Here is an 18,937-nt window from a genome sequence, read left to right on the forward strand (position 1 = left end):
GGGTTTTTAAAATTATTGTTCGCCACGATTCGATCTGATAATCAGTAAGATGAAGTAGCTGATCAATCCAAAGAGTAACGTAATGAACAATGCGTGTAACAACGCAATGATAAGATTTACTTCAGTGATGATTGATAAAGCACCAGTCGTAACCTGTAAAATAATCAAGATAAAGCTCGCTGTATAACCATAATGAATCGTACGATTATCTCGATAGTTTTTAACAGCATGGATATATGTTAATAAAATAATAGTGAAGGCAAGTATCGCCATAATACGATGTGCGAGCTGTACCCAGTCATGAACGCCATGTGGAACAAGGTCACCAAAAGGTAACGGCCATGCACCGTATGCGAGACTAGACTCAGTATGACGAACAAGTGCACCTGTATAAATTGTGACATATACAATGGCTGTCATCATAAATGTATAAATTTGCAATGGCTTTTTGATGTGTACAATATTTGCTTCATATTTTTGATCAAGATCAAAAATGATGAGTGTTAAAACAAATACCGATGCGAAACTGATGAGTGAGATACCAAAATGTAATGCCAAAACATAATCATTTTGTTGCCACATAACTGCAGCAGCGCCTACTAATGCTTGAATTAATAAGAAACCAACACTTATTTTACAGAGTGGTTTGACTTCACGGATGTGGCCAATATTTTTCCACGCCGTAATGACGAGCCAAGTTACAATTAAGAGTGATAAACCAGAGACAGCTCTATGACTTAATTCGATGATTGTTTCAATAGGAAGATTCTCGGGCAGTAATGCACCGTGACATAACGGCCAGTCTGATCCACAACCATCTTCTGAACCTGTTTTTGTAACGAGTGCGCCACCTAGCTGTACCCATATCATCATGAGTGTCGCTAATACTGATAACCACTTCAGGTTGCGCTTTTTAAACAATGCTAAACACCTCAATATATTTTTATTTTACAGGACGGCGGCCGGATGCATTGCTGTATGAAAATAGTTTACCGTCCTGTTAAGAATTCTTCTATATTATAGCAAAAAGCACTCTGTTATTGTGAAACAATTCATGATGAATTGTTGAATGTCGATAAAGTGTCACAAAAAATTCGGAATAAAGCTAGTCAATGATAGGACTTTCATATATCATTGATATATATGACAAAAAAAGGGGGGTAAATCAATGTCGAAATCAGAAGTAGTTCCCGAAACTACTGGACGAATTTCATATAAAGAGCTTAAAGCAATCGTTAAGTTAGGACTTGTTCAAGGCAACTTAATTCCAGCATTTGCAGGTGGTTGGCTCGCAATTGTGATGACGAATCGATCGTTTTTATCATCAATACCAGAATTGATTGTGATGATGATTGGGTCTACGCTTGTGATGGGTGGTGCTTGTGCTATTAATAACTATTATGATCAAGATATCGATCAGTTAATGCCAAGTAAACAAAATCGCCCGACAGTGAACGATCGCATATCAGACCGAAACCTTATTATGCTAAGTATGGGCATGATGATTTTCGGTGAATTGCTCTTATTTATGATCAATGTCCCAGCTGGCGTCATTGGTTTAGCTGGTATTGTTGGATACGTTTCATTCTATTCGATATGGTCTAAGAGACATACGACTTGGAATACAGTTGTAGGTAGCTTTCCAGGTGCCGTGCCACCACTCATTGGCTGGGCTGCAATAGATGGCCAATTAAGTGTGATGGCTTTAGCATTATTTGCTGTCGTATTCGCATGGCAACCTATTCACTTCTATGCACTTGCTATCAAGCGTAGTGACGAATACCGTGTTGCCAACATCCCAATGCTACCATCAGTTAAAGGATTTAATAGAACGCGAATTGGCATGTTCCTATGGTTAATCGCACTTTTACCACTACCATTTTTGATGCAAGAACTTGGTACGACGTTTGTTGTTTTAGCAACTTTGCTTAACCTCGGATGGATCGGGTTAGGACTAACAAGTTTTAAAGCATCAACAGATGAATCAAAATGGGCAACGAAAATGTTTGTTTATTCATTGAACTATCTTGTCGTATTTTTTGCACTTGTGGTAGTGATATCATTAATAAAATGGATTTAAATGACAAATAAGCGAGGATGAGAAGATGAGCTTACCTATTTTACCTACTATTAGTACAACCTGCATCGTGATAAGTGCCATTCTTGTAGCAATCGGTTGGCGCCTTATATGGAAACGTCAATTTGAACAGCATAAGAAAGTAATGTTGTGGGCAGCATGTTTTGCTGTACTATTTTTTGCGATTTATGCCAGCCGTACGATTTTTATCGGTAATACTGCATTCGGTGGTCCGGATTCCGTGCGCATCTATTATACATTTTTCTTGATTTTCCACATTATACTTGCAACAATCGGTGCGGTATTTGGCTTAATTCAAATTTTTACAGGTATTAAAGACAAATATGAAGTACACCGTAAAACAGGCCCAATTGCCTCTGTTATTTGGTTCTTCACAGCTATTACAGGCGTAGCAGTGTATGTTCTGTTATACGTTCTATATCCAGGTGGAGAAACAACATCATTAATCAAGGCAACATTTGGTTTATAATTTCTTTAACCTAGCAGCTGGCTAACACATTGATTGTGATTAGTCAGCTTTTTTAGTTTAAAAATATAACGAAATGGCTATCTTAACAATATAAAAGTAATCGTGTTACTATCTGGACTAAAATGCGATACAATAGGATTCAAATAGTCAATTTCTGTAAAGGAGTGTGCGATGAAACGTTTAATTATTAAAATTATAGGTGTATTCATATTAATCGGTTTTTTAGTTTATTTGTTTTATGCACCTCGTTTGGAATTTGACGTCATAGAAAACCCGAATAAAAAAACCGAACATCAATACGAAAAAGCTAAGCAACCAACACAATCTACCGTTTCGGAAAACCCAAAATTAGAGAAGGGGTTAGGATTGCTTATCGGCAAACCAATGTCAGATGTGACAAAAAAATATGGACAGGCTGATCGTGTCTATCACTATCTTAATGGTTACCGTACATATGTATTTAAAAGAGATCATGCATACATGCTTATTACGATTAAGGATAACGTTGTAAAATCAGCCTATGTGACAGGAGAAAAAACGGAATCGCAAAGTGGCCCAATTAAGATTGGGGATGATGCGACTAATTTGTACAATGCGTATTCGTTAACAACAGAACCACAATTTGAGTTCAATAACAGACATTACCACTTTGAACTGTCTGATATAGATGTTAAGACGCAGGCACTTATCCAATTTGATCAAGTTTTTGCACAAGTGTTTATTGATCAACAAAGTAATAAAATTATGGGTGTTCGATATTTAGATAAAGAAGCATTGGTAGACATTAATCCATATTCGCATAATGAATCGGACGAAGAAAGTCCCTCATCTCAAGATATGTCGGCAAAGAGAAGTCCAGATCAAAATGCGAATCAATTATTAACATTGTATGAAGTGACAAATGAAATGAGAACCTTGCATCAACGTGAAGCTTTGGAAGTCAATACAACTCTTGAAAATGTTGCAACAGTCAATCTTTTCCAATCTGTTGATGATAGCTCGGTAGAATTTACAGAGAATAATTTAATCAGCCTTATTGATGAAACACCGCTCACTTATCAGTCTATTTCACAAAACGTTGGTTATAACTTTAATGATGTCCCAACACTTGTCAATAGTTGGATGAATTCTGATACACATCGATCGAGATTACTTAGTGGAAAATATGATGAGATGGGTGGTAAAATAGACGACAATTACTTTTTACTAATCTTTTTAGAGCGAGGTGACGATCAAAATGATGTTTGATGAAGCGGTTGTCGATGTCTTAGACGAAACAGATGCATTAGCAGACATGATTCGTCAGTCAGATATTTTTCAAAACTATCTGGAAGCGAAACGCCAACTCGATCAAGACGAAGTGGCAAGTGCTTATTATCGTACATTTATGAAGGCGAAAGAACGTTATGAAGAAGTACAACGCTTCGGTCGTTATCATCCCGATTATCAGGAAATTATGCTCGATACAAGACGTCAAAAACGCGCTTATGATACACATGAAACAGTCGTGACATTTAAGCAATGCGAGCATGATCTACAATTGTTGTTGGATGAAGTGGTGACTATTCTCGCTTCTAGTGTTTCTGAGCATGTGAAGGTCGATGCTGGTACGCCACTCTTCAATCAGGAGAGTTGTGGATGTGGCTCAGGTGGCGGTTGTCAATGTCATGCATGATGATATTGATTGAATACGCATACAAAGAGAGGGAGGCGGACATAATGTTCAACTCCCTCTCTTTTTTATCCAAATGATTTGATAGTTAATTATTGCGTATAAAAACTTAAAAATTGTCTGCCGATTGTCGGACGATCTGTTACTAATGTATGGACACCTATTTGAGCCAAGTCTACCATATGATCGACATTATTGACGCCATAAAATCCGGGTGCAATATTTTGTTGGTTTAACCATGAGACAAGCTTACGGTGTGTCAATGGAATGCCTTTATGGACGGTTGGCATTTGGAACGTATCAGCTGTCCCTTGATAGAGATGACCTAAACCACTGTAACATTTCAAAATGCCTTCAGTGACTTCTGGTTGACTGGCACCGATTGCAATCTCATTTTGAAGGTCTAACGCATGAAAACGTTCAATCTGTTCTTTGTAAAAACTTGTCACCAGTACACGTGATTCTGCATGATTGCGCTTGATCACTTCATATAAGCGTTGTGCTGCAATTTGACCTTCATAGCTATCAGGATGATCCTTAATGTCGATATTAACGAGTTGATTAGGATAGCGCTGTAATAGATTATCCATCGTCATAATTTTTGCTTGTGGGTGATTCTGGTATGGCTTATGTCCATTAATATCCCTGAAACGATAGCCAGCATCCAATTGTTGGAGCTCAGATAATGAATGATTTGCAACAAGTCCCGAACCATTCGTTGTGCGGTCGACCGTTGCATCATGAAAGACAATCACTTGTTCATCTTTTGTCAGACGAATATCTGTTTCAAAACCTGTTAATCCCATAGCGACAGAGTGATCAAAGGCAAGTTCAGTTGACTCTGGGCGTTCTTGCATTCCGCCACGATGACTAAAAACATAAGGTGCTTTATGTTGGAAAAATGGCTTGATGTCTCGCGTTTGTTCACTTTTGTTCTTTTTTGTTGCATACAGGGTGCCACTCAGTATACTTGCAATACCGATCATAGATCCTGTTAAGATACGTCGTGTTTTCGTCATAAAATCTCTCCCTAAAATCTGTCATAAAACAAATATTACTGCTTTTCTCTACACTTGAACTCATGGTACGATAAGAGATAGAGTGCGAGGTGAAAAAGTTGGAAATCGTACAACGAGAAAAACTCATTGTCTATTTAAAAAACATGAAGCATGAACGTCATATTCGAAAATATGGCCATATTGTATACAGTAATAAACAACTTAAATATGTCTACATGTACGTTGACACTGAACGTGTCGATGAAATTGTAGATAAGCTCAATAGATTAAAATATGTGACAAACATTATGGGTTCTCCATATAAAACTTTGAAAAAAGTATATGATAAAGAAAAACATGAAGAACTGAACTAACTATTCTAATGGGGGAATCCAGCGCTGCAATCTAAGAACGCTTTTTAGATAATTGAAATATAAATCCAATTCCGGATAGTCATCAGGTGCGTGCACATCGATACCCACCATTTCAATATCATATGGCGTTGCGAATGATTGAATCATCGTATATTTTTTGTTGCCGTCAGGATACGGATAATTCATCGCATCCAACATCATATATATCGCTTGAAACTTTCGATTCGGTGTTGGTTGCATAATGATGGCGACTGATGAGCGTTGTTGTTTAGATTTTGGTGTATGGAAAAATACAAGTCGTGCGATGCGTTCATGATTGTAATCAATCAATGCTTGGAATTCATATAAATCAGTTAGACCATTGCCTAATACGATAAAAGATTGTTGCATGGTTCAGCCTCCTTACTTTAAAGTATAGTAAAAATAAAATGAGATTGGAAGTGTCAGAGAATGCGTGTCATCGCAGGCAAGCATAAGAGTAAATCTTTAGAAACACTCGAAGGTCGCAATACACGTCCTACGATGGATAAAGTAAAAGAAGGTATCTTTAACAGCCTACAAAATATTGATGGGCTCGGCTTAGATTTGTTCGGGGGAAGCGGTAGTCTCGGAATAGAAGCATTATCACGCGGTATGGAAAAGGTTATTTTTGTCGATCAAAATAGTCGTGCAGTCAAGGTCATTCATAATAACTTGCAGCGACTTGGCTTAGAATCACAAGCTGAAGTGTATCGCAACAATGCAGACCGTGCACTCAAAGCATTAAGTAAGCGTGAAATTCAATTCGATATCATCTTTCTTGATCCTCCCTACGAGAAAGGATTAATCGATAAAGCACTCGAACAAATTCATGCATTTGATTTATTGAAAAACAATGGTATCATCGTGTGTGAGTTTAGCCATCGTGAAGACATTAAAACAGCCCCATTTCAAGAAGTGAAACGTTATCACTATGGTTTGACTGATACATGTATTTTACGAAAAGAGGAAAGTCATGGTTAACACAAAAGCGGTCATCCCAGGAAGTTTCGACCCTATTACGTACGGTCACATTGATATTATTGAGAGAAGTTCCGATCGATTCGATGAACTTCACGTCTGCGTCTTGCGAAACATGAAGAAAAGCGGGACATTTAGTGTGGAAGAACGCATACAGATGATTAAAGATTCTGTATCACATTTGCCCAATGTTCACGTCCATTCCTTCAGTGGTCTACTCGTCGATTTTTGTGACAAAATAGGGGCCACTACAATCATTCGTGGACTGCGTGCAGTCAGTGACTTTGAATATGAACTTCGACTGACTTCAATGAATAAAAAGTTAAACAGTCGTGTTGAAACGCTATATATGATGAGTTCAACAGAGTATTCATTTATTAGTTCGAGTGTCGTAAAAGAAGTTGCACAATATGATGCTAATATTTCTGAGTTTGTACCGAAAAATGTAGAGAAGGCACTGCTTGCCAAGTTCCAACAATCATAAAACAAAGTAAAGTGTGGTGTGATGAAAACAACAATCATCACATCACACTTTGTTGTTAGTATCAATAATTACCGGTGTATTGAAGTCAGTTTCTGTATGCCCAGTTAAGACATTGTATATGTTTGTTGCTTTGACTTCATTTGTAAATAGTGAGGCATTACTTTGATTGATATTCGTAATTATTTGGCGATCAGGAGCAGTCTGTTTTAGCCATTTGAGATATGCTTGACCTTGCTTCGACATTGCAAGCACTCGTGCAGCATCAATCGTATGTGTAACATCATCTTTAGAAATATTCAAAAGGACATTCATCAATACACGTTGTATATGCGTATAAGTATAACGCTTCGTCTTCAGTTGCTGCATCAGATCATCATAGGACGTTGCAGTTTTTATACAGTTAATCAGACGATGTTCAAATCCTTCGCTCATCGTATATATACGACTAAGAGAATGTGTGTTTTGTTGATAAATTGTCAACTTCAAAAACTCAAACAAGCGTTGTTGATCATGGAAGGGCTTATTGAGAAGATGACGGTTTGAAGCTGGAATCATATTGTGCCATGTTGTGTCGTTGTTTATAAGTGATTCACGAATCGCAGAGCCACTTGCAAATGTTTCATGGTCGATATGTTGTTGATGATGTTGCGTATGTTGACGTTGAACCGTATACGGTATCATCGAGCTATTTAATGATTGGAGTTGCTTTAAATAAGCGATTCCTAAAATATTATTAGGTTCACGCATCATTGTACTACCTATGGATTCAGATACAATTCGTGCATATGACTTGCCTTCTTTGATTGCTTGATGATAAGCAGCAGTTTCTTCAAAAGATAATAACTGTGTCGCAGCTTGTTGCAAATGATCAATATTTCCGGACTCACTACCGAAGCATAATGCGTCAGCAGATAAATAATCTGCCATTAAAACACCCATTTTGGCAAAGTAATCACTAGACGAAAGTGAACCAATCACCGGAAGTTCAATGACGAGATCAACTCCAGCAAGCGCCATTCGTGCCCGTTGAAACTTATTAAACATCGCAGGCATGCCTCGCATGACAAAGTGTCCGCTCATGATCGCAATTGTGACATCAGATTGTGTCATTTGTTTGGCAGTATGTGCATGGTATAAGTGCCCGTTGTGAAACGGATTATATTCTGTGATTAAAGCAACACTTTTCATTTGCATTCTGTCCTCTCATATATCATTATGAGTATTGTACCAAAACTTAACATGTTAAGAAAAAATCTTGACAACTTGCTCAGCAAAAGTTAAAATAAATTTTGTGCTTGTTAGAGGTGAAGCCATATGAAATGGTCAATAACACAATTGAGAAAATACCAAGGACAACCTTTTAAATTTGATCAAAGAATTGAATTTAATGATTTGGCACGTCAGTTAGATATTATCAATTTGTCAGAAGTACAAGTTGATGGCGTACTGAACGTTAAATCAACTGAAGTTGTAGCGGATATGCGTTTGCGTGGAACGTACACAATGCCTTGTGCACGTACGCTAGTTCCGGTTGAAGTTCCCTTCGACACAACAACAACAGAAGTGTTTGATTTAGATGGTTTGTACGAAGATGAGGACGATGAACATTATCATCTTGTCTCAGATGGCATGATTGACTTACGCAGTATTGCGGAAGAGATTGTTATGCTTGAAAAACCAATGCGTGTTGTCGCTGAAAATAGCGATGAGATGTTGACTGGTGGTCGAGGTTGGGAAGTTATTGACGAAGATGATTTGGATAATGACCCATCTCAAGATGACTCAAAGGTGCAAGTCGATCCGAGGCTTCAAAAATTACAACAATTATACGATGAAAAATGATAACGCACACTAGCTTTAGCAGCAATGCGTCATAAGGAATCGAATAAAAGGGAGGATTAATCATGGCAGTACCAAAAAGAAGAACTTCTAAAACAAGAAAAAACAAACGTCGTACACACTTCAAATTAGCAGTACCAGGTATGCAAGAATGCCCAAGCTGTGGTGAATTAAAATTAGCTCACCGCGTATGCCCAAGCTGCGGTTCTTACAAAGGCGAAGAAGTCGTTTCTAAATAATAGAAAACACTTTTCGATATTTGAATAGCTGTTTTATGTTTAAGACTCAAATCATACATGTTTACATGGTGACTTTGAGTCTTTTATTATATGGATAAAAATGACAGTATCAAAGGATATGTTATTTGCATACTGAATATGCTTATAGAACAAACATCTTTATGCTGTTGTTGGGAAGAGGTCGATTATGGAAGCAATTACATCGATACAGAATGCAAAAGTTAAAAATTATAATAAGTTAAAAAAGAAAAAAGAGCGTGACAAACAAGGTCGTGCCATTATCGAAGGATTTCATCTGATTGAAGAAGCAGTTGCAAGCGATATCGTCGTAGAACAGTTATTTATGATGGATCCATCACGTGTATCTGAAAATCTACAAGATGCTGCCGTTGAATGTTATATCATTAATCAAAAAGTAGCAGAGACATTGTCTGGGACGGTGACACCGCAAGGAATTTTTGCGGTGATTCAAAAGGCAACAGCTACGATTGACAAGGCACAACAAGTCCTGATTTTAGATCGTATCCAAGATCCTGGAAACTTAGGAACACTCATGCGTACAGCAGATGCAGCCGGACTAGACTTAGTTGTATTAGCAAAGGGAACAGCAGACGTCTATCAAGAAAAAGTATTACGCGCGAGTCAAGGAAGTGTCTTTCACATTCCAACCATTGAAGTGGAAGATGTCGTTGATTATGTACAAAACTTTTCAGGCCCGGTTTATGGTACTTCACTAGAAGATGCAGTTTCTTATCATGATGTATCTTCAAAACAACAATCCTTTGCACTTGTGCTAGGTAATGAAGGACAGGGCATGTCTAAAGAACTACTTGCTGCAACAACTCAAAATGTGACAATTCCAATCTATGGACGTGCAGAAAGTTTAAATGTAGCGATTGCAGCAGGGATACTCATGTTCCATTTAAAAGGTTGACCCATACATTTGAGATGTATATAATAGATTTGTTAATAATTAAACATGTGCTAATAAAAAGACGAAAACTATTATTGGAGTTTGTTCAGGGAAGGACGATTATGACTGAGAGTCGGCCTCAACTTACATAGTTTTGTTCACCTTTTTGGCTACTTAAAGAGATTTAAGTCGGGTGTTATGATCCGTTATCAACATATCTTCAGAGTGTATGTATATTTTTATGCATAAAACTGGGTGGTACCACGGCAAGGCTTCGTCCCATATTTGAGGGCGGAGTCTTTTTTTTTCGTAAAAGATATGTAACGAATCTAAAGCAGCATGTAATGAATGGATATAAGGAGGCATTGTAATGGTGCAAACAGATGAGATGACAACTATCAAACAAGATGCATTGGAAGCAATTGAACAAGCACAAGATGCACAAGCACTACAAGCAGTGAAAGTTCAGTATTTAGGGAAAAAAGGGCTTGTCACTGGCTTGATGAAACATATGAAAGATTTACCGAAAGAAGAAAAGCCAGCTTACGGTCAAAAAGTGAATGAAGTACGCCAAGCGATAGAAGCGGCGATTGAAACACGTCAAGTGACTTTAAATGAAGCAGCTTTAAACGAACAATTGGCACAAGAATCAATTGATGTTACATTGCCGGGACGACCTGTTGCGAATGGTGCAGCACATCCGTTGACGAGAACGATTGAAGAGATTGAAGACTTATTCTTAGGTCTTGGTTATGAAATCGTGACTGGCTACGAAGTGGAACAAGACTATTACAATTTTGAAGCATTAAACTTACCAAAATCACACCCAGCACGTGACATGCAAGATAGCTTCTATATTACTGAAGATATTTTAATGCGTACACATACATCGCCAGTTCAAGCGCGAACTTTGGAACAGCGTAATGGTAAAGGACCAGTGAAAATTATTTGTCCAGGTAAAGTATATCGTCGTGACTCAGATGATGCCACACACAGTCACCAATTCACTCAGATTGAAGGACTTGTTGTAGATGAAAATATTAAAATGAGTGACTTAAAAGGGACACTGGAATTACTTGCGAAGTCACTTTTCGGTGCAGATCGTGAAATTCGACTACGTCCAAGTTACTTCCCATTTACAGAACCGTCTGTTGAAGTCGATGTCTCTTGCTTCAAATGTAAAGGTAAGGGCTGTAACGTATGTAAACAAACAGGTTGGATTGAAATTTTAGGCGCTGGTATGGTACATCCAAATGTCTTAGAAATGGCAGGATTCGATTCTAAGAAATATTCAGGTTTCGCATTTGGTATGGGACCTGATCGTATTGCAATGTTGAAATATGGTATTGAAGATATTCGTCATTTCTATACAAATGATGTAAGATTCTTAAATCAATTTAAAGGTGTAGAAGATAGAGGTGAAACAACATGTTAATTTCTAAAGAATGGTTACAAGATTATGTGACAATTGATGCACCCATCGATGCATTAGCAGAGAGAATTACACGCACAGGTATTGAAGTCGATGAAGTGATTGACTTGACAGAAGGTATTAAAAACCTAGTCGTTGGTTTTGTTGAGCATATCGAAAAGCACCCAGATGCTGACAAACTAAATATTTGTCAAGTGAATATTGGTGAAGAAGCACCTGTACAAATCGTATGTGGCGCACCGAATGTAGACCAAGGTCAAACGGTTATCGTTGCGAAGGTAGGCGGACGCTTACCAGGTGGCATTAAAATTAAACGTGCCAAACTACGTGGTCAAGTATCAGAAGGGATGATTTGTTCGTTACAAGAAATTGGTTTATCAGGTAATGTGGTACCAAAAGAATATGAAGCGGGTATTTATAACTTTGCAACAGCTGTTCAGCCAGGTACAAACGCACTTGAAGCACTTCATTTAGAAGACCAGTTAATGTCATTTGATCTGACACCAAACCGTGCAGATGCATTAAGTATGATTGGTACAGCATATGAAGTAGGGGCATTATATAACTTGCCTGTACAACGTCCTACTGCAACACCAACTGAACAATCGACTCAAGCTAGTGATGAACTAAAAGTCACAGTTGAAAATGAAGATAAAGTACCATATTATAGCGCACGTGTTGTTAAAAATGTAAAAATCGCACCATCTCCTGAATGGATGCAAGCACGTTTGATGAAAGCAGGCATTCGTCCGATTAACAATGTCGTGGATATCTCAAACTATATCTTATTGGAATATGGTCAACCATTGCATATGTTTGACCAAGATCAAATCGGCTCAAAAGAAATTTTAGTGCGACAAGCACAAGCAGATGAGAAAATGACAACACTTGATGATCAAGAACGTACATTGCTTGCATCAGATATTGTCATTACGAATGGACAAGCACCAATTGCCTTAGGTGGTGTGATGGGTGGAGATTTCTCTGAAGTCACTGAAAACACACAAAATGTTGTTGTAGAAGGTGCTATCTTTGATTCAGCTTCAATTCGTCATACATCACGTCGTTTGAACTTACGTAGTGAAGCATCAAGCCGCTTCGAAAAGGGCATTGCGACAGAGTTTGTTGACGAAGCCGTTGATCGTGCATGCTACTTATTAGAAACACTAGCAGAAGGTGAGACACTGGCAGGTCGTGTTGCGAGTGGAGATTTAGGTGAGTTTGTAACAGAAATTGATATTACGGCAGACCGCATTAACCGTACAATTGGTTTTGACTTACCACAAACAGATATCATTGCGATTTTTGAACAATTGGGCTTTGAAACTAAAGAAAATGGTGAATCATTAACAGTACGTGTGCCATCACGCCGCCGAGATATTACGATTGAAGCGGACTTAGTCGAAGAAGTGGCACGTATTTATGGTTATGATAACATTCCATCATCTTTACCAGTATTTGAAGATGTGACAAGTGGTGCGTTAACAGACCGTCAGCGTAAAACACGTGTCGTTCGTAATACGCTAGAAGGGGCAGGTCTTTCACAAGCTATTACGTATTCACTTGTTGATCAAGCACGTGCAACAGCATTCACGACAGAGCAACGTGATACGATTTCATTATTAATGCCAATGAGTGAGAGTTATGCAACATTACGACAAAGTTTGATTCCACATTTAATTGATGCAACACAATATAATGTTGCACGTAAAAATAATGATATTGCCCTTTACGAAATTGGGAATGTCTTCTTTGGTAGAGCTGATAGTGCGATGCCTGATGAAGTGGAATATTTAAGCGGTATTATGACAGGTGAATATACTGCGAACGCTTGGCAAGGTAAAAAAGAAGATGTTGATTTCTATCTGGCAAAAGGCATTATAGATCGTGTTGCAGATAAATTAGCGCTTTCGTTTGATTATGAAACAGGACAAGTGGATGGATTACATCCGGGACGTACAGCTTTTGTTTTATTAAATGGTGAACGTATTGGTTTTATCGGTGAACTACATCCTAGCGTTGCGAAAGATTACGATCTCGGACGTACGTATGTATTCGAATTAAACTATGACCGTGTCATGAAACAAGCAGTTGGATATATTAACTATCAACCAATCCCACGTTTCCCTGGTGTGACACGTGATATTGCACTTGTCGTGAATTCAGAAGTACAAGCAGCAGAATTAGTTTCAACAATTCGTGAAAACGGTGGTAAATTACTACAAGATGCTAAAGTATTCGATGTGTATGAAGGTGAACATATGGAAGCAGGTAAAAAATCAGTGGCCATCCGTTTAGCATATTTAGATAAAGAACAAACATTAACTGAAGAACAAGTAACAGAAGTTCACAGTAAAATCTTATCTGCACTTGAAGCAGAAGGTGCAACATTAAGAGGATAGGATAGAAAGTCCCGTTCAACAGACACATATTCAGGTGTTTGTCGAACGGGCTTTTTAATCTTACAACGTTGAATAGACTTCATGAGTATGTTATATTATAAAAAAAGAGAGACATGCACTAACATGTCTCCTAGAGCCCGTTAAAAAGACGGTGACTTTGCGATAAAATGAAAAAATAGCCATTTCTTCGACTCTGTCAAAAGTTGGAAATGGTTATTTTTTATAGTTATTTTGACTTATCATTACTAGACCAATGATTGTTAGAACAACCATTAGCATTTCGTAATCAGTCATGCTGTTCCTTTCTGGGTGTTACAACTATAATCATAGGCATCACCCCTTTTAAAAGAGTTAGCCACCATCTATCCAACTTGCTCAGTTATCATTCTATCACAATTAAGTTTCGATTATAATTATATTTCCTGTGTTCTTATTCATTGAGCGTATAGCATGCCGAAATGAATGAAAGGTCTTATTTTAGACATTTAAGTAGGTATGTGTAGATTGTGCTTTCTTATACTAGCAATATTGAATACCTTTCGTTAGTATGTTATATTATAAAAAAAGAGAGACATGTTGCTGCATGCCTCTCAGAGCCCGTTAAAAAGACGGTGACTTTTCGGTAAAAAATTAATAACCATTCTACCTACTGTATCAAAGTTGGGAATGGTTATTTTTTTTGACTATTAATTGAAACGAATACAATCCCAATGATTGTTAGAACAACCATTAGCATTTCGTAATCAGTCATGCTGTTCCTTTCTGGGTGTTACAACTATAATCATAGGCATCACCCCTTTTAAAAGAGTTAGCCACCATCTATCCAACTTGCTCAGTTATCATTCTATCACAATTAAGTTTCGATTATAATTATATTTCCTGTGTTCTTATTCATTGAGCGTATAGCATGCCGAAATGAATGAAAGGTCTTATTTTACACATTTAATTAGGTATTTGTAGATTGTGCTTTCTTATACTAGCAATATTGAATACCTTTCGTTAGTGTGTTATTTTATAAAAAAGAGAGACATGTTGCTGCATGCCTATCAGAGTCCGTTAAAAAGACGGTGACTTTTCAATTTGATAGTAATAACCATTTCCTTTACTCGGTCAAAAGTTGGGAATGGTTATTTTTTATAAATGAAAGAAAATAATTAGTAACTTATTTATTAATTTCATAGTAATCGATAGACTGATATAAATGAACGAGTTAGAACAACTCAGTTGCTTTCAAAAGACGCAATGAAATCCAATTTCTGATTTCATTGCGTCTTTTATTACTTATTGCGTTGTTCCAGTATCTTCAATGCTTTCTCTCGATTTTTAAAGTCTTTTTTGGTAATACTATCAACTACATCAATTCCGTGTTTGGCGATGAGTTTGGCGGCAGCGACATCTACTTTAGGGCCTGCACCTTTTAAAATGGTTGTATGATATTGCTTGGAAAGGCCAGCCATATGTTTTACAAATGCATATCGAGAAATGATACTTGCAGCTGCAATAGCAAGTGATTTGGATTCACCTTTCGTTTCATAACATGTCTTGTTTTTCAAAGGGACGTCGCCCATTGCGTAACGTTCGTATGTTGGTCTCGGTGTGAACTGATCGATAACGATATAGTCTAAATCTTTGTTATCTATTTTTTGTAAGACATTCTTAATACATTCATTATGCAAGACGGCTTTCATTTTCACTTGCGACCAATTCATTGCTTTGCGCTCGTTGTATTTTGGATTGTCTAACACGAGGAGTGAGTGGGGGAGAAATGTCACAAGTTGTTCTGCAAGTGCTACAATTTTAGTGTCTGTAAGTTTTTTAGAGTCATCGACGCCTAAAGTTTTTAATACTTCAACATGTTCTTTTGATACGTAACATGCACAAACGGTGAGCGGGCCAAAGTAATCCCCGCTGCCTGCTTCATCGCTCCCAATACAGCTATGCGTATTGTAATTAATATTTGTACTTTGACTCGATATATTTTTTGACTTTTTAGATGGCGAAGGTGACACTCTGCCTAGAAGTTCCAACGCTACTTTTTCATTGTTTGCACCCTGAAACATCGCTTTTTTTGAGTTATATATACTGATCGTAACACCTTGATATTTAGAACGGAAAATCATACCGGGTGGGTAGTTGCCGCGAGCTGCTTTTAATTTGCCACGTAGTAGAATGACTTCTTCTGTTGATAGTTCCATTACAAGATTTGACATTGTTTTCACCGCTTTCTAGTTGTATCCTTACAAATAGTAACATATAAATAGAAAATAAATGAACTGACAAAGGAATCATACACAAAATAAATGAAGTCGTGTATAATGTACCGTGATAACTAAATTTATTGACAATAGGCTAGGTGAATGTAGATGGGTGAGTTCAAAAACCGAATCAATGTAACGATAAATGACCAGCACTATACAATTGTTGGTGAAGATGATCCAGAACACATCCGCTATGTTGCGGATCTGGTAGATGGTAAAATTCGAGAGCTTGGTAGTCGCAATGCAGGACTAGACTCAGTGAGAAAGTCAGTTTTAACAGCAGTGAATGTCATGCATGAGTTAGTGTTGTTAGAAGAGGAGAATGCACGTCTTAGAGAAGAAATTCAACGATTAAAACATCGAGGTAAATAGGATGTTTTTTCTCTTTGTTTGTATTGTGAGTCTGATATTTATGATGGTCGGCTTTTATCGTGGTTTCATCGTAAGTGTGCTACATCTGAGTAGTACATTATTTGGAATATGGGTTGCCAAGCAGTATTATCAACCGTTTAGCGATTATTTACGATTATTTTTACCCTTTCCAAAAACATTGGCATATGATGCACATTATGTCTTTACGCTGCATCAACCAGAATTGCGATTTGATCGTGTGTGTGGCTTTATTTTTATACTATTAATCGTCAAAACGATGATGTATATGGTATTAAGCAGTTTTGGGTCGTTACTCGCTGCGAAACGGCCGAATATCGTATCACGTGGCATGGGTGTTGGCATCAGCATGATCGCTGTTATTATCATGTTACACTTTGTTACATATATTGCTGTGTTAATTCCAGATTCACAATTACAAACACATGTTGCAGAAACACAAATGGGCTATTGGTTTGTAATGAAAGTACCATTTTTATCACAGATGACATTACATTTATAAACATAAATCATTCGTCACCGAATGGTTTTCATAACGGAAAAAGTAATCAATGACCGATTCATTGTGTCATAATTACTCAGGTGGGACGAGATGACATCTTTTTATGAAGATGATGTCTGTCCCATTCCTTTTTTAATGAGGTGGAAAAGTGTTAACGAAAAAAGAAATTATACGTTTATTAGAAGAGATTGCGACATATATGGAATTAAAAGGAGAAAATGCATTCAAAATTTCGGCATATCGAAAAGCAGCTCAAAGTTTAGAAACGGACGAGCGTCCGCTTGATCAAATTGATGATGTGACAACGTTAAAGAATATCGGCAAAGGTGTCGGTGAAGTGATTAATACGTATATTGCAACCCAATCATCACCGGTATTGGATGCATTGAAGGAAGAAGTCCCAAACGGTCTGATTCCTTTGTTGAAAATTCCTGGACTTGGTAGCAAGCGCATTGCACGTCTTTATAAAGAATTAAACATTACAGATAAGGAATCGTTTCAAGCTGCTTGTGAAGCAGGTCAGGTGTCAGCTTTAAGTGGATTTGGCAAAAAAACAGAAGAAAAATATTTAGTGGCAGTGAAGGAATTAGGCGCTAAAAAGGATCGCTATCCAATCGACCAAATGATTGGTTTGAACCAGTTGATTGCAGATTACTTGAGTCAGATTCCAGAAATTGAGCGTTTTGAAGTAGCAGGAAGCTTCCGCCGTATGAAAGAGATGAGTAAAGATTTAGACTATATTATCAGTGCACAAGCACCATTAAAAGTACAAACACAGCTACTTGCGATGCCACAGTTAGTTGAAAAAGTAGCAGTGGGCGAAACGAAAGTATCAGTAACACTTTCTTATGATGATGAGACAATTGGTGTAGACTTTCGCATGATTAAGCCGGTAGCTTTTTATCATACATTACAGCACTTTACAGGTTCTAAAGATCATAATATTCGCATACGTCAACTCGCAAAGGCACGCGATGAAAAAGTTAGTGAGTATGGTATCGAACAAGCAGATGGTACTTTATTACAGCTAGCAAGTGAAAAAGCAATCTATGAACATTTCAATACACCGTGGATCATGCCAAGTATGCGAGAAGATGGCTCAGAGTTTGATAAAGATTTGTCAGGAATTATTCAGTTAGAAGATATGCGTGGAGATATTCATATGCATACAACTGCGAGTGATGGTGCATTTGGTTTGCGTGAGATGATTGAAGCGAACATTGCGAAAGGCTATGAATATATGTGCATCACGGATCACTCTCAAAGCTTGCGTGTCGCAAATGGACTTTCTGTTGAACGATTATTGAAACAAAATGAAGAGATTCGTAAGTTGAATGATGAATATAAAGAAATTGATATCTATTCAGGGATCGAAATGGATATTTTGCCAGACGGTTCATTGGACTATGAAGATGAGGTTCTGTCACAACTAGACTATGTCATTGCGGCAATACATCAAAGCTTTAATCAAAGTGAAGCTGAGATTATGAAGCGTTTAGAAAATGCATGTCGCAATCCATATGTTCGACATATTGCACATCCAACAGGTAGAATTATCGGTAAGCGTAATGGATATGAACCGAATATTGACGAACTTATTGCGCTCTGTCGTGAAACGGGAACGGTGTTAGAAATCAATGCTAACCCGAAACGATTGGATCTAAGTGCAAATGTGTTACGTCAACACCCAAACTTGATGGTAACAATTAATACGGATGCCCATCATATCGATCATCTAGAATTTATGAAATATGGTGTTGCTACGGCGCAAAAAGGATGGGTCAAACGAGAAAATGTATTGAATGCGATGTCACGTGAAGCATTCAATACATTTGTCACACAACCTAAGTAGGGTAACAAGAGATTGA

General features: G+C 37.6%; 20 protein-coding genes. 15 read left to right on the forward strand and 5 right to left on the reverse strand.

Features of this window, described 5'->3' with window-relative positions; genetic code table 11:
- Positions 1-12 precede the first annotated feature (12 nt).
- Entirely contained in the window at positions 13-921 is a 909-nt protein-coding gene (locus tag MUA51_RS03550; RefSeq protein WP_262560492.1) for a COX15/CtaA family protein, read from the reverse strand.
- Positions 922-1,168: 247 nt separating this feature from the next.
- On the opposite strand from MUA51_RS03550, the gene cyoE reads away from it, so the two are divergent.
- The 4 genes from cyoE (at position 1,169) to MUA51_RS03570 (ending at position 4,242) form a co-directional block, all read left to right on the forward strand.
- Positions 1,169-2,080, forward strand: a complete 912-nt coding sequence (gene cyoE, locus MUA51_RS03555; RefSeq protein ID WP_262560493.1) for a heme o synthase — start codon at positions 1,169-1,171, stop codon at positions 2,078-2,080.
- Positions 2,081-2,105: 25 nt separating this feature from the next.
- Positions 2,106-2,567: a DUF420 domain-containing protein gene (locus MUA51_RS03560; RefSeq protein WP_262560494.1), complete on the forward strand. Its 462-nt coding sequence runs from the start codon at positions 2,106-2,108 to the stop codon at positions 2,565-2,567.
- A gap of 171 nt (positions 2,568-2,738) precedes the next feature.
- On the forward strand, positions 2,739-3,815 hold the full coding sequence (locus tag MUA51_RS03565) for a CAP-associated domain-containing protein (RefSeq protein WP_262560495.1): 1,077 nt from the start codon (positions 2,739-2,741) through the stop codon (positions 3,813-3,815).
- Positions 3,805-4,242 carry a YlbF/YmcA family competence regulator gene (locus MUA51_RS03570; protein WP_276580949.1) on the forward strand — a complete coding sequence of 146 codons (438 nt, stop codon included), beginning with the start codon at positions 3,805-3,807 and terminating at the stop codon, positions 4,240-4,242. Before MUA51_RS03565 ends, MUA51_RS03570 begins: the two co-directional genes overlap by 11 nt.
- 89 nt (positions 4,243-4,331) lie before the next feature.
- On the opposite strand, the gene MUA51_RS03575 is transcribed toward MUA51_RS03570, so the two are convergent.
- Positions 4,332-5,258 carry a lysophosphatidylglycerol phospholipase D gene (locus MUA51_RS03575; RefSeq protein ID WP_262560496.1) on the reverse strand — a complete coding sequence of 309 codons (927 nt, stop codon included), beginning with the start codon at positions 5,256-5,258 and terminating at the stop codon, positions 4,332-4,334.
- Positions 5,259-5,356: 98 nt separating this feature from the next.
- On the opposite strand from MUA51_RS03575, the gene MUA51_RS03580 reads away from it, so the two are divergent.
- Positions 5,357-5,611 carry a DUF2129 domain-containing protein gene (locus MUA51_RS03580; protein ID WP_262560863.1) on the forward strand — a complete coding sequence of 85 codons (255 nt, stop codon included), beginning with the start codon at positions 5,357-5,359 and terminating at the stop codon, positions 5,609-5,611.
- Here the strand turns inward: MUA51_RS03580 and MUA51_RS03585 are convergent, their stop codons facing one another.
- Entirely contained in the window at positions 5,612-6,001 is a 390-nt protein-coding gene (locus MUA51_RS03585) for a DUF7147 family protein (RefSeq protein ID WP_262560497.1), read from the reverse strand.
- Between the two features lie 60 nt (positions 6,002-6,061).
- Between MUA51_RS03585 and rsmD the strand changes: the two genes are divergently transcribed.
- Both rsmD and coaD read left to right on the forward strand, forming a co-directional pair.
- Positions 6,062-6,613 (forward strand): 16S rRNA (guanine(966)-N(2))-methyltransferase RsmD, encoded by a 552-nt coding sequence (gene rsmD / locus MUA51_RS03590; RefSeq protein ID WP_262560498.1) that lies wholly within the window; start codon positions 6,062-6,064, stop codon positions 6,611-6,613.
- Complete coding sequence (coaD, locus tag MUA51_RS03595; protein WP_262560499.1) at positions 6,606-7,094, forward strand: pantetheine-phosphate adenylyltransferase; 489 nt, start codon at positions 6,606-6,608, stop codon at positions 7,092-7,094. The genes rsmD and coaD overlap by 8 nt, the downstream gene beginning before the upstream one ends.
- 42 nt (positions 7,095-7,136) lie before the next feature.
- Here the strand turns inward: coaD and MUA51_RS03600 are convergent, their stop codons facing one another.
- Positions 7,137-8,282, reverse strand: a complete 1,146-nt coding sequence (locus MUA51_RS03600) for a nucleotidyltransferase (RefSeq protein WP_262560864.1) — start codon at positions 8,280-8,282, stop codon at positions 7,137-7,139.
- 126 nt (positions 8,283-8,408) lie between these two features.
- Here MUA51_RS03600 and MUA51_RS03605 point away from each other — a divergent pair, with 126 nt between their 5' ends.
- From MUA51_RS03605 to pheT, 5 genes are all read left to right on the forward strand, one after another.
- Positions 8,409-8,936, forward strand: a complete 528-nt coding sequence (locus tag MUA51_RS03605; protein ID WP_262560500.1) for a YceD family protein — start codon at positions 8,409-8,411, stop codon at positions 8,934-8,936.
- Positions 8,937-8,998: 62 nt separating this feature from the next.
- On the forward strand, positions 8,999-9,172 hold the full coding sequence (rpmF, locus tag MUA51_RS03610; protein ID WP_044359826.1) for a 50S ribosomal protein L32: 174 nt from the start codon (positions 8,999-9,001) through the stop codon (positions 9,170-9,172).
- A gap of 187 nt (positions 9,173-9,359) precedes the next feature.
- Positions 9,360-10,106: a TrmH family RNA methyltransferase gene (locus tag MUA51_RS03615; protein ID WP_262560501.1), complete on the forward strand. Its 747-nt coding sequence runs from the start codon at positions 9,360-9,362 to the stop codon at positions 10,104-10,106.
- Positions 10,107-10,455: 349 nt separating this feature from the next.
- Positions 10,456-11,520 (forward strand): phenylalanine--tRNA ligase subunit alpha, encoded by a 1,065-nt coding sequence (gene pheS / locus MUA51_RS03620; protein ID WP_262560502.1) that lies wholly within the window; start codon positions 10,456-10,458, stop codon positions 11,518-11,520.
- Positions 11,514-13,919 carry a phenylalanine--tRNA ligase subunit beta gene (gene pheT / locus MUA51_RS03625; RefSeq protein ID WP_262560504.1) on the forward strand — a complete coding sequence of 802 codons (2,406 nt, stop codon included), beginning with the start codon at positions 11,514-11,516 and terminating at the stop codon, positions 13,917-13,919. The genes pheS and pheT overlap by 7 nt, the downstream gene beginning before the upstream one ends.
- 1,277 nt (positions 13,920-15,196) lie before the next feature.
- Here pheT and rnhC read toward each other — a convergent pair.
- Complete coding sequence (gene rnhC, locus MUA51_RS03630; RefSeq protein ID WP_262560505.1) at positions 15,197-16,129, reverse strand: ribonuclease HIII; 933 nt, start codon at positions 16,127-16,129, stop codon at positions 15,197-15,199.
- 153 nt (positions 16,130-16,282) lie between these two features.
- Between rnhC and zapA the strand changes: the two genes are divergently transcribed.
- From zapA to polX, 3 genes are all read left to right on the forward strand, one after another.
- Positions 16,283-16,549 carry a cell division protein ZapA gene (gene zapA / locus MUA51_RS03635; protein WP_095116172.1) on the forward strand — a complete coding sequence of 89 codons (267 nt, stop codon included), beginning with the start codon at positions 16,283-16,285 and terminating at the stop codon, positions 16,547-16,549.
- Between the two features lies 1 nt (position 16,550).
- Positions 16,551-17,069, forward strand: coding sequence for a CvpA family protein (locus MUA51_RS03640; protein WP_262560507.1), 519 nt, complete (start codon positions 16,551-16,553; stop codon positions 17,067-17,069).
- A gap of 148 nt (positions 17,070-17,217) precedes the next feature.
- Positions 17,218-18,921, forward strand: a complete 1,704-nt coding sequence (gene polX, locus MUA51_RS03645; protein ID WP_262560508.1) for a DNA polymerase/3'-5' exonuclease PolX — start codon at positions 17,218-17,220, stop codon at positions 18,919-18,921.
- Positions 18,922-18,937: the final 16 nt, after the last annotated feature.

Source organism: Staphylococcus sp. IVB6214 (assembly GCF_025558585.1).
Classification (GTDB): Bacteria; Bacillota; Bacilli; order Staphylococcales; family Staphylococcaceae; genus Staphylococcus.